Annotated in this window: 10 protein-coding genes and 1 pseudogene; 3 read left to right on the top strand and 8 right to left on the bottom strand. The window is 43.2% G+C overall.

What is annotated here, in order from left to right; genetic code table 11:
- Positions 1 to 270 precede the first annotated feature (270 nt).
- The 4 genes from DFP76_RS08130 to DFP76_RS08115 all read right to left on the bottom strand — a co-directional run bounded on the left by DFP76_RS08130 (position 271) and on the right by DFP76_RS08115 (position 4,585).
- Complete coding sequence (locus DFP76_RS08130; protein WP_113874135.1) at positions 271 to 1,470, bottom strand: MFS transporter; 1,200 nt, start codon at positions 1,468 to 1,470, stop codon at positions 271 to 273.
- 37 nt (positions 1,471 to 1,507) lie between these two features.
- The gene (locus DFP76_RS08125) at positions 1,508 to 1,978 is read right to left on the bottom strand and encodes a hypothetical protein (RefSeq protein WP_113874134.1); all 471 of its coding nucleotides are present in this window, start codon (positions 1,976 to 1,978) and stop codon (positions 1,508 to 1,510) included.
- 92 nt (positions 1,979 to 2,070) lie between these two features.
- Positions 2,071 to 2,337 (bottom strand): hypothetical protein, encoded by a 267-nt coding sequence (locus DFP76_RS08120; protein WP_113874133.1) that lies wholly within the window; start codon positions 2,335 to 2,337, stop codon positions 2,071 to 2,073.
- Between the two features lie 136 nt (positions 2,338 to 2,473).
- Entirely contained in the window at positions 2,474 to 4,585 is a 2,112-nt protein-coding gene (locus tag DFP76_RS08115) for a TonB-dependent receptor (protein ID WP_113874132.1), read from the bottom strand.
- A 48-nt stretch (positions 4,586 to 4,633) separates the two neighbouring features.
- On the opposite strand from DFP76_RS08115, the gene DFP76_RS08110 reads away from it, so the two are divergent.
- Together DFP76_RS08110 and DFP76_RS08105 are read left to right on the top strand one after the other, a co-directional pair.
- Positions 4,634 to 5,551 carry a helix-turn-helix domain-containing protein gene (locus tag DFP76_RS08110; RefSeq protein ID WP_113874131.1) on the top strand — a complete coding sequence of 306 codons (918 nt, stop codon included), beginning with the start codon at positions 4,634 to 4,636 and terminating at the stop codon, positions 5,549 to 5,551.
- Positions 5,552 to 5,858: 307 nt separating this feature from the next.
- A pseudogene (locus DFP76_RS08105) lies at positions 5,859 to 6,193 on the top strand (ATP-binding cassette domain-containing protein); the annotation flags it as partial.
- Between the two features lie 35 nt (positions 6,194 to 6,228).
- On the opposite strand, the gene DFP76_RS08100 reads toward DFP76_RS08105, so the two are convergent.
- The 4 genes from DFP76_RS08100 to DFP76_RS08085 all read right to left on the bottom strand — a co-directional run bounded on the left by DFP76_RS08100 (position 6,229) and on the right by DFP76_RS08085 (position 9,998).
- Entirely contained in the window at positions 6,229 to 7,179 is a 951-nt protein-coding gene (locus DFP76_RS08100) for a LysR family transcriptional regulator (RefSeq protein WP_113874130.1), read from the bottom strand.
- A gap of 390 nt (positions 7,180 to 7,569) precedes the next feature.
- Positions 7,570 to 8,244, bottom strand: coding sequence for a DUF1028 domain-containing protein (locus tag DFP76_RS08095; protein ID WP_113874129.1), 675 nt, complete (start codon positions 8,242 to 8,244; stop codon positions 7,570 to 7,572).
- Between the two features lie 13 nt (positions 8,245 to 8,257).
- On the bottom strand, positions 8,258 to 8,677 hold the full coding sequence (locus DFP76_RS08090; RefSeq protein WP_113874128.1) for a RidA family protein: 420 nt from the start codon (positions 8,675 to 8,677) through the stop codon (positions 8,258 to 8,260).
- 28 nt (positions 8,678 to 8,705) lie between these two features.
- Positions 8,706 to 9,998: a flavin-containing monooxygenase gene (locus DFP76_RS08085; protein WP_245931900.1), complete on the bottom strand. Its 1,293-nt coding sequence runs from the start codon at positions 9,996 to 9,998 to the stop codon at positions 8,706 to 8,708.
- Between the two features lie 248 nt (positions 9,999 to 10,246).
- On the opposite strand from DFP76_RS08085, the gene DFP76_RS08080 reads away from it, so the two are divergent.
- Entirely contained in the window at positions 10,247 to 11,731 is a 1,485-nt protein-coding gene (locus DFP76_RS08080; protein ID WP_113874126.1) for an aldehyde dehydrogenase, read from the top strand.
- Positions 11,732 to 11,780 lie beyond the last annotated feature (49 nt).

Genomic DNA, 11,780 nt, shown 5'->3' with positions numbered 1-11,780 from the left:
GGCCAAACAGTGCCATTGGTGGCATTCCACCTAAATGGCTTATGAAGGCAGCTTAGGCTCTACTTTTCACCCCTGTTAAAAATGGGGGGATTACAGAGTAATGTCATTTACCAAACCAAACTTCCTGTTCTTTCTCAATGTAGTTCTAACTTCAGCAGCTGGCTTCTTTCATGTCTCTTTTACAGAGTCTTACTTATTTTCTATTTTGCAGGCTGACTGATCGTTAGTTGCAAGGACGTCTTTAAGCATCTTGCGTGGTATTTAAAACACTTATGTGGAAGCTGTGAGTCTGTGTGTTGTGCCTAGAAACCATACTGCAATAAAGGCCACAACACACATTGCGGAAGCCATCCAGATAACTGCAATGTAGCCGAATGCACCTGCTAATGCCGTGCTTGCGCCAGATGTGATAATACCAATAAGCATGAGAGTACTGGCTTGAATGGTAAAATCCGTTGCTGGCGTCCTTTGATCTGTTTGATCCATCATTAGGGTATACAGCACGGCAGGTATCGGGGAATGGACAATAAAATACGTGATAAGGCATGCGTATACAGGGAGTGTCTCATTCACACCGTAAGCAGGAATGAGTAGCACCAACAAAAACAAGGCTTGCGTAGACATTAAGCCAAGCAGAGCTTTGCGTCTTCCAACGAGCTGAATGAGTTTTCCTGTAATTAATGCTGAGACGATACCAAATGGTGTTGCCACAAGGTATATAGCTGTTCCAATACTACTTAACGACCAGCCTATATCAACAAGCATAGGGTTAATGATGGCGTATGCCATACCACCACCTATTGGGTACAGAAACAAAAGCACCAGCCATGGTTTTGATACGTACCGCCAAAACCCCACTAAACGTTTATAGCCTATTTGGGGTCGTACCTTTCCAGTCGGTTCTTTATAGAAAATTAGCTGAAGCCAAGAGATACCGGTCAGTCCTGCCATAAGCAACATACAACCAAGCCATCCTAGCATTGGGTAAATAGACAATACCAAACCACTGCCAACCAAGCTCCCAAACATGGTGCCAGCTTGCTGTATGCCATTTCCTACTCCACGACTATTCACATCGAGAAGGCGACAAGCTAAACCGTCCACTGCCACATCTTGAGTTGCGGAGAAAAATGAGAATGTAGCGCAAAGAGACATGACTAATACAAAGTCGGTTGAGAGATCATACAACCCTAGAATAAATAAATTGATTATCATGGCGGCCTGTAAAGTTAGCAGCCAAGTTCGGTAATGACCAAATCTTCGCAATGAAAAACGATCAATCAAAGGTGCCCAAAGAAACCTAAATACCCAGAAAATACCTAGGCTATACACAATACTTAGTTTCTCTAAAGGCATTCCCTGGCTGCGTAAAATAGCCACCAGTGCCACCAATAAAAAGCTAATCCCTACATATTGCGTAGCGTATAAGCTAAACAATAACGACCAAGTAGAGCGTTTGTATGTTGTCATTTTTTACCTCTAAATTTAGTTGGTGGCATGGCTATTTTTACTTTGGTAGTTTTTCTACAAGGTGTGCTCTGATTGTTTCTTTTATGTCATTTCGCCAAGCATCATCATTGTCAAAAATATCTATGTCAGCTTGCTGGGCTAACCATTCGAACGCGTCATCGGTGGAAGGGAATATGCCACCAGGGATGCCAAACACTTTTGTGACACTCATGTTTTTCATACGTTCATATTGGTCTTCTGGCACAACGATCATCATATGTTTTATAAAGGCGCGGAATTTATTGTCGGCGCCTTCATTCATCCATTTCTTGGTCACTTTGCCGGCACCTGAAGGCGGATGAAGGGAGTCAGCATCATCAAAAAAGCGTATAACATGAATGGGCTTTTCATCGGCAAACCAATTATCCCAATGGGTTAATGATTCTAAATGTTGTTCCATAGTTGGCTTGCCTTTAGCGATAGCGAGCATTAGGGGATAGTGTTTGGTTTCATGGGCTAATAAGCTCATAAGTATCTCCATAAGTTAACGTCAGCCAACTCCTTTTAGTTGGCTGATAGGGCTGATATTTTTTTAAACTGCTGTGGATTTTGACGGCATTTTTAGTCAGGTTTTCGAGCAATGATTTCTGTGTTTGAAATATGCAGTACATTTCTCTCGTTTAATAAGTACAAACTTTCATCGATCAATTCATCTACATCGTCACCCAATACAGCCGTTTGCGCGGCAAAGGCGGCGGAACGTAGTGAGCGTTTTAGGCCTGCAATATTTTCACCGCCACTGATAAGGATATTTTCGCGGGTAGAAACGATTTCTAGTCCCATACTCTCAAGCAGGCCGCTCATTTCTTCTATTGGATGGTGATACATTGCCAACGGTGCTGATCTTGGTTGTCTACAACTCCATTGCAGTACTAAGTTGCAAGGTGCAAATAACTGATTTTCTTAACACATTGATAAAACTGGTTATTTGCACCTTCTTGATCGAATTGCTGATGTTTTAGGTTTAAAGTGCGTATTCCACTCCCACTAGGAAAGTACGTGGTTGTAACAATACGGCTGACGTTGAGCGTTGATAAATAATGGCGTCTTCATCGAATAAGTTGTCTATGCTTGCGAACCATTGGGCATCACCCATTTGGTAGGTAGCTCTTGCATTAGCAACAACATAAGCATCTGTTTTTGAGGCAGATTCGTTATTTGGGTAGGTGTAATACGCACCGGAATAACGAAGGTTTAGGTTGGTTGTCCAATTGTCTTTGTGCCAATCTAGGCTGATACTAGAAGTAACTGAAGGTGCAATCGCAAGATCATTACCTTCTAAACTGGTGTCGCTAGAAAACTCAACAATCTCAGTATTTAGAAAGCCTAAACTGCCTGATAGAGTAAATTCGTCTGACAGTATTGCTGTTAAGCCTTGCTCAAAGCCCCAAGTATTTACCTTGTCTACATTGGCAATTAAATACGAAAGGTCGTTATCGAAATCACCGCTTGAACTGTAGGCGAGCTGTAGGTCTTTATAGCGAGAATAGAAAAGGTTTTGGCTACTGCTTAGCTTGCCTTGTAAAAACTGTTGGCGGCTATAAATTTCATAGGTCCAAGAGGTTTCTTCTTTGAAATCATAATCCTGTACTGCAAATGAATTATCAAAAAAGATACCTGCTCCTCCAGCGTTGTAGCCTTTTGATATTTGTGCGCCCCAACTGACCATTTCAGATTGTTGCCAATTGATGCCGACTTTAGGTAGAAATTGTGAATAATTTTCATCGTAATCAAAGTCGTTACTCGTTGCGCCATTACTGTAAACGCCACCATCGCGTTTTCTTGATTCATGCTCTTGACGCCCGCCCAATGATAGAGTGAGGTTATCTGATAAATTAAACGCCCCTTCAATATAAGCGCTGAGTGCTTCTGTATCGTCGTTATAACGATATTTGGTAGAGAACAATTCAGTATCTTCTTCTTCTGCAGCGCTGTAGTAATAGATCCCAGCGACAAGACTTAAAGTTTCATTGCTATAGTGGAGCTGAGGCTCTAGGACTATCTCAGTGCTGTCAATGTCGACATTGGTGCCGTTGTCTGCAGTTGTTCGAATAAACTCTGCGTTTGTTAGTGAGCTATTTAATCGGAAATACGTGTCAGAGTTGAGGTCTTGTGAATAATCCAAGGATACTGTGTCAGCGATAGTGTTATGATAAGCCTGTCCATCAAAAGTAGCGGCTTTTCTGTCTTCATAAGGAGCCGCGACGGTTTCTAAGTGAGGTCCAGCGTAGTCTGTATGAGATACCCCCAAAAGTAATCGTTTGTTGTCTTCTGAATCTGGTTCTATCAGTAACTTACCTCTTAGGTTCACACTTTCATACCGACTCACATCATCGACATTATCTGTTGATCCGTATTTAACAGTGGAATCTCTGTCTTTTAGGTCTGCCGACAAACGATACGCCATGGTGTCATCACCACCAATGGTTCTGTTAACGGCTGCGGACAGTTCTTGTGCATCATAATTCCCGGCAGCGGCACGAAGTATGGTTTCGTCTTCATATACAGGATCTTTTGTTTTAATGTTGATCGTCCCTGCCATGGCATTTCGGCCAGATAGTGTGCTTTGGGCTCCACGCAGTACCTCGACCTTTTCTACATCAAATAAATTGATGTCACTGTAGACGACTTCATTAAAAGACAAAGGTCTGTCATCTACTTCGTAGTTGAGTCTTTGTCTGCCGCCTGCGTAAATGGCAATAGTATTTTGTGCTGCACCGGTACCGTCTATGCCTCGTACTGTGGCGGCTGTTCCTGTACCTTTTACTAAATTAACGTTAGATGTTGTGTTTAAAATGTCTTTGGCAGAGTTTAGGCCTGCTTGATTTTTAAGAGTGTCTTCATCATATATTTCAATACTTTGTGCACTTTCTTTTGCTGACTTGTCGAGCAACTCGGCACTTACAATAATGGCGTCTAAATTGACAGTGTCAGAGCTGTCATCAGCCATAGCGATTTCACTCATAAGAACCAGTGGTAATAACAGCTTTTTCATGGCTTTCTGTTGAGTCATTAACTTCTCCAAATAATCTAATTGATAATGCTTATCAATTAGATTAGCATCTATTTTTAGCAACTGACTACTCCAATAGCAGCTAAATACTCCAAAACAGGAGATAATTAAATGAAGTCTCAGGTCGATAATATGCAGAGAAAAGAGTCTGATATTTGGTTAAATGAAGTTGACGATTTTAACGTCAGAATGGCTGAATTAGATGCAACACCTTCTATTTCGGTGTCCGACAAAGAAGGCTTGGCAATGCTTGCCCATGCACGTTTTTCCCCGTTTGAAGGTGAAATTGAGGCGGCCCCTTTTTTAATGTTAACACTATGTACTGCGAAGGTTGGGAGAATGCATCGATCTGGTGAAGGTCCATCTCTTGAGGGTGTATTACGTCCTGGCACTTTCACTATGGCTTTGCCAGATACGTCAGTTTTTGGTTCTTTCCCCGGCACTGAAATGCTGGGTATTGCTGTGAATTTAAGCGCTTTAAATTCTCTTGCAGAACATACTTATACTACAGAAGATTTTATTCCAGCAGCCTCTCAATTGCATAACGATGTGTACCTTAGTTCAATTATGAATGCATTATGGCGTGATGCAGAACTACATGGGCTATCAAGTGCTTTTTTTGAACAAGGTCTGAATGTTATTCTCCAGCACTTGAGTAATGCTGAATATAAGCCGGTGTCGAAAAAACCGGTTTACTCTTTAAGTAAGCGACACCTTAAAACAGTACTTGAGTATATCGAAAGTAGAGTGTGCAGTGATGTTAGTGTTGCAGAATTAGCCACATTAGTTAGACAAGATACTCAAAGTTTTACTCGTTCATTTTCCGCGGCCACAGGGTACACGCCTTATGCGTATTTTACCTTGCGTAGAATGGAACACGCCAAGCGCCTAATATGTCAAGGGAACTTAAATATCACTGATGTGGCAATCAGTATTGGCTATTCAAATCCAAGTAAATTTTCAGCAGCTTTTCGACGAATTGTTGGTGTGACTCCAAATACATGGCGTAAGGAACATATTAAACAATAAAATTCACCCATTAACCTCAAATCCTCTCGTCGCCAACAGCAGTTTGTAGGTCTGGTCGGCGAAGCGCCATCAGACATTGCGATATCGGCAAATAAATTTAAATTCGCACAATTCAAAACACTGATCTATGATGAGCTGAACGTAAGGGATGTACGGCTAGATTGATAAGGATTTTTTCTGCTTTTTTATCTCTCTTCAAAATTCTATTCACACGCTTGTTTTGATCGCACGCTTTTTCTGGGGTGGTGAGTCATTATGTTATTTCAATGGGTTACCGAGCTTGAATTAAAGGGGTCTGACCCCTTTAATTGCTCGTGGCATTTTGGGGCGTATGTTGTTGTCTTCTGATGATATTAAGAAGAGAGCGAAAGTCTGTTCTGGTGGTGAGAAAACCCCTTTGCTGTTTGGCAAGATAATCATGCAACAGCCTAACGTACTGATAATGGACGAGCCTACTAACCACTTAGACATGGAGTCCATTGAATCTTTGAACATGGCGCTTGATATGTTCTGATATTCGTCAGCCATGACCGTGAGTTTGTTTCCTCTCTTGCTACTGAAATCATTCAAATCAAAGACAAGAAGTTGGATCATTTCCGAGGCCACTACGATGAGTTCCTTGCTAGTCGTAGCGAAGGTTAAGCATTTAAAACATCCTCGTTTAGAGGCGTTTTCCTTTAAACGGCTGTTTTCCTTTCTGCTGAGTTCTCTTGGCTTGGCGTCAATATGCCGGATGCAAAGTTTTTTAGAACCTCCACAAACGCTTCTGCTGCTGGCGTAAGCTGAGATTGTTCTAATTTCGCGACGCCCATCGTTAATGGCATAAGTTCTTCTTTTAATGGAATTGACGCGAATTTTGTACCGTCCAGCGCGACATTGCTATGCACTGGTGTATTAAAAATGGAATAACCGAAACCGTTTGCGACCATGCCCCTCACCATGCCTAACGAATGAGCATTATGGCTAATCATAGGCTCGATTCCTTGACCAATAAATAGAGAGCTAAAATACTCTCGGCTCATTGGCCAATCCAACATCACCATTGGGTGTTTTGCCAGTTCATGAATAGAGACTTGTTTTTTCTTAGCTAACGGATGATTCAGCGCTACAACGACATAAGGGGGAAGGCTGATAAGAGGGGTAAATTCAATATTGGCTGGAAGCTGCATATCGTAAGTGATTGCCAATTCGTATTTACTGTTAATGAGCCCTTGGATCAAATCTCTTTGGTGCATTTCATCGCATTGCACGTTTACGGCAGGGTATTGATCAACAAACTCTTTAAGCATCGAGGGCATCATTAAAGAAGTAAATGTAGGGAAGCCTACAATACTCAAAGAACCAGAAACTTCCGTGCCAAGCGTTTGAGCAAATTGAGACAGATCATCCGCCCCTTTTAGTAATGCTTTTGCTTTGTGGAAAAATTGCCATCCTTGAGTGGTCAGAGACAACCCTTGAGCATGGTGACGAATAAACAATTGTAAGCCTGTAACGTCTTCAAGATGATGGATCGCAGAGGAAATCGAAGGCTGGGAGACAAACAAAAGCTCGGCTGCTTTAGTGACACTGCTGTGTTCTCCGGCAAGAACAAAGTAGGTCAGCTGTTTTAGTGTGAATTTGTTCGCCATTGGTTGTACCCCTAATTATGGTCTATTGCATCAACTTGGTTTAGCACGCATTTTGACGTATTGCCTTAGTCGTCATTAGCATTGATAAAACAAATACTAACCACGACTGGGTTTTGAATTTTAAATGCAATTGTTTTGCCAATTTTTGAAGCTACAAACGTCGCATAGTTGCGCTTTTTCACATCAAAATGCGGTGTTTTGTAACCTTGAGGTAGGTTTTGCTTTATGACAGTGCGCGCGTAGCGTATTGGTCTTGTGCATTGACCTTAATGAGATCAATGCACAAGAGGGCGGAAGAAGCATAGGTTAACAGGAGGTGTCGGTTAAGAAAGCATGTCGGTTAAGAAAGCATGTCGGTTAAGAAAAAGCGGGTAATGGTTACAAATCTCTCTACAAGTCACCCGGTACACCGTAGCTCGCAGCGTGTGCTGGAGACTCGGCTCGCAATATGTAATCGTTCATTTGAGGTTCATACATGTCGAGCAAAACCTGAAGCTCTGACAGTGGGGCGTCGTGCCAGTCCACTCTCAAGTCCACTATAGGCCAACTTGGTTTTGAGTAAACTTGAAGCCCTGCCGATTGTACTGAACCCGCTTCGCCACCTGCGTCTAACCCTGCTTGTAATGCTGAAAGCAGTCGTTGTGGAAGAGGTAAATCTTCATTACTTTCGAAGGAAGCGATCATTGCTGCGGGAACGTCAGAGTTATCCAAAAGGTTTCCCATGGCAATACACGCATTGCCAGACGCTTCGTTATAGATTCCTAGCGCATTTACTCCGCTGAATGTAACGCCTTCGCCCTGAGCATTTAAAATGCCCAGTTGGCGATATTCAATATAGGTTTCATGCTCTTTTAGCTTTTCAAGCGTCTCTTCAGGCGTGGCTCCGGAGCTTAATTGCTCAAGACCGAACGGGCCTAAAGCAGGGTTCGTGACGTTTTGTGTCAACACGACACCGACGTCGGATTTTGCGAATGCACACCGACTTGCAACACAAATACTGGATGATGTGATTGCGCTTCCCACCATGCCTGTTTTTTTACAGTAACCTGCGATAGAAAAAGTCATATTGGACTCCAGTTTATACGTCGCTTTCAGGGATAACTGCGATAACATCAATTTCCATCAACCATTCAGGCTGCGCCAATCCGGCCACGACCAATCCAGTTGAAATGGGATAGACACCTTTCAACCATTTGCCGACTTCTTTATAGACGGGCTCTCTGAATCTTGGATCGGTTATATAAGTGGTTGTTTTCACTATATGCGTTAAATTCGAACCACATTCCTCCAGCAATAGTTTGATGTTTTTCATGGCCTGCTCTGCTTGAGCTTGAGGGTTACCTAGGCCAATAAGGTTACCGTCAAAGTCAGTACCTACCTGACCGCGAACATACACGGTATTGCCTGCCACAACGGCTTGGCATAGATCATTATCAAGCGATTGGTTAGGGTAGGTTTCTTTAGTATTAAACATACGAATTCGAGTATGAGTCGGCATGTATTTTTCCTATTAACGGATGATGGAGTTAGGCAATTTCAACGCTTGGTTCTGGAACATGGCATTCGTACTCGTGATACTTTCTTTGAGTTTCAATGTGATCGGCGATGTATTTTGCATCGTGCCAGCATCCCCAGATGAAACTTGATCCACGACGAGATAACCAAGGCAACCCCACGAAATAGATTCCAGATAACGCAGTGACGCCTCGTTGGTGTTTTGGAGCACCTTTATCATCAAAAACGTCTAAATCAAGCCAACTGTAATCTGACTTAAAACCGGTTGCCCAAATAATAGTGGTGATCCCAGATGCGGCTAAATCCAGTTCACGAATTGGATTTAGCATGCATTCTGGCTGAGGTAAAATTCGTTTTGCACTGGGCTCTTCTGGGAGATCTAAGCCATTTTTCTCGATGTAAGCATCCGCTTCTTCTAGCAATGAAAGATAGTTTTCATCACCTTTCTCAATGTTTTGAACAAGATCATTTGAAAAACTCAGTGTGCCATTGGTGAATGCATGGGTGCGTCCTAATAGCGTGATATTGTTATTGGCAAGTTCTCTGAAATCGATTGTTATACCCTTGTGTGCGCCGCTTACGGCGATCGTAACGTGTTCTGCATCCGGCGCAGCAGCGGGCGCATCCCATTTGCCCAACACGCCAAGCCACCATACAAAATCTCGGCCACGATATGAACGCGGAGGACGGTCATGTGGGCCTACAGAAAGGTAGACCTTTTTACCTGATCGGTTTATTTCATCCGCAATTTGAACACCTGATGAACCTGCCCCCACGACAAGTACGGCGCCAGAATCAAGCTGCTCTGGATTAAAATAATGAGATGAGTGGAGCTGTTTTAGGTCGGTAAGCTCGGGCACGATCGGGGGGATGGATGGCTTCTGAAATGGCCCAGTTGCGCACACAATACGTTTGGCTTTTATGCACCCTTTACTGGTTTCGATTGCATACCCTGCTTCCCCCTGAAGCATTGAGACCTGCTTTACCGTGACGTCGGTGTAAACCGGTAAACTAAACTTTTCAACATACTCTTCAAAGTAACGCGCCACGCGTTCTTTACTTGGAAATGCATCAGGGTCAAGCCCTTCAAATTGAAGATTTGGGAAGCGATCGTGCCATGCAGGGCCATTGGCGACCAGCGAGTCCCAGCGTTGAGAACGCCATCTTTCCGCTATCCGATCTTTTTCTACAACAATATGCGGAACATTAAGGGCAGTAAGGTGCTCACTGGTTGCAATCCCTGCCTGACCTGCGCCAATTACTAGCGTATCAACTACTGTGTTATCTAATTTCAATTTAGTCACCTTTATGCATAAGATTTTTGCACTGATGACTGGAAGGTTACGGTAGGTCGAATTATTAATAAAATACGATTATCTAAATCCTTGAATTGAAAAATGTTATGTAACCTTGATCGAATTAATAAAACTTATTTAGGAGTTTATTTAATTATAATTTAGTTTTTTTTGATAAATGGGTATGTTTGTAGAATAGGGTATAAATACGTAGAGGGAGAGATGCCTCCCTAAATAACATTTGAGAGGTTAGTGGTTTGTCTTCATATACAAAACAATATTGGCTTGAAAAAAACGCTAATTTAGAAATTGAATCCCGCGCATTTATAGCAGGGAAGTTTGTCGATGCGTTAAATAGCGAAACGTATGCGGTGGTTAATCCCGCTACAAAAGAACAAATAGCTAATGTAGTGGCGTGTACTGAACAGGATGTCGATACGGCAGTAAAACATGCCAGAGATTCGTTCGAGCAGGGCATTTGGGCGAATCAATCCCCCTCAGACCGTAAAGCTGTCATGAAGCGCTTAGCTGAACTGATTCGCGAACATCAAGAAGAGCTTGCGTTACTAGAAAGTATAAACGTGGGCAAGCCCATCATGGACGCAATGAGTGTCGATATATTGGGCGCCGCTGCGTGTTTTGATTGGTATGCTGAAGCCATCGATAAAATATACGGTGAAGTCGCGCCAACAGACGGTTTAAACATTGCGACAATTACCAAGGAGCCAGTTGGTGTTGTCGGCGCCATCGTTCCGTGGAATTTCCCGTTAGATTTGGCGGCTTGGAAGTTAGCCCCCGCTCTAATTTCAGGCAATTCAGTGGTATTGAAACCCGCTGAGCAGTCTCCTCATACCGCGTTACGTATTGCGGCATTAGCCAAGGAAGCCGGATTACCCGACGGGGTTCTGAGCGTAGTGACGGGACACGGACACATTGTTGGTAAAGCAATGGGTCTTCATAACGACATTGATTGCATTACTTTTACTGGGTCGACGCCGACGGCAAAGTTGCTGATGGGCTACTCTGCTGAATCCAATATGAAACCCGTATGGCCTGAAACAGGTGGTAAGAGCCCCAATCTCATTTTTGGCGATTGTGAGCTGGATAATGCAGTGGAACATGCCGCGATGGGGATCTTTTTCAACCAAGGCGAGGTGTGTTCTGCAAACTCAAGAATCTTAGTTGAGCGCAGTATTAAAGACGCTTTTATACAAAAGTTGAAAGTGAAAGCGGAATCTATGGTGGTTGGTGATCCGATGGATCCAGATACCCAAGTTGGGGCGCTTATCGATTCTAATCACGCAGCTAAAGTCCGCGCTTTTATTCAGGAGGCGTTGGATGAAGGGGCGACTTTGGTGACAGGTGGTCTGGGAGACTGCACGACCAATTCTGTTCCGCCAACGATTTTGGACAATGTCACACCGGAAATGAACATTGCTCGCGAAGAAGTGTTTGGCCCTGTGGTCGTTATTATGCCATTTGACGATCAAGAGGATGCGATCACGTTAGCAAATGATTCGATTTATGGTTTGGCCGCGTCGGTTTGGACGACTAACCTCAACCGCGCTCATTTGGTATCCAAGCGGCTTAAAGCGGGCACGATTTCCGTAAATACTATGGATGCATTGGATATGTCGACGCCTTTTGGGGGGTATAAGCAGTCTGGCTTTGGCCGTGATCTTTCCCTGCATGCTTTCGACAAGTTTACTCAATTAAAAACTACTTGGATTAAACTCGGTTAGCACCAAATAATGTTAAGCCCTTTGCTTTCGAGTAAAGGGCTTTTTTAGT

This window comes from Marinomonas aquiplantarum (genome assembly GCF_003314975.1).
In the GTDB taxonomy this organism is placed as follows: Bacteria; Pseudomonadota; Gammaproteobacteria; order Pseudomonadales; family Marinomonadaceae; genus Marinomonas; species Marinomonas aquiplantarum.
Note: the sequence above shows the minus strand (reverse complement) of the source record. Positions and strands in the feature narration are given on the sequence as shown.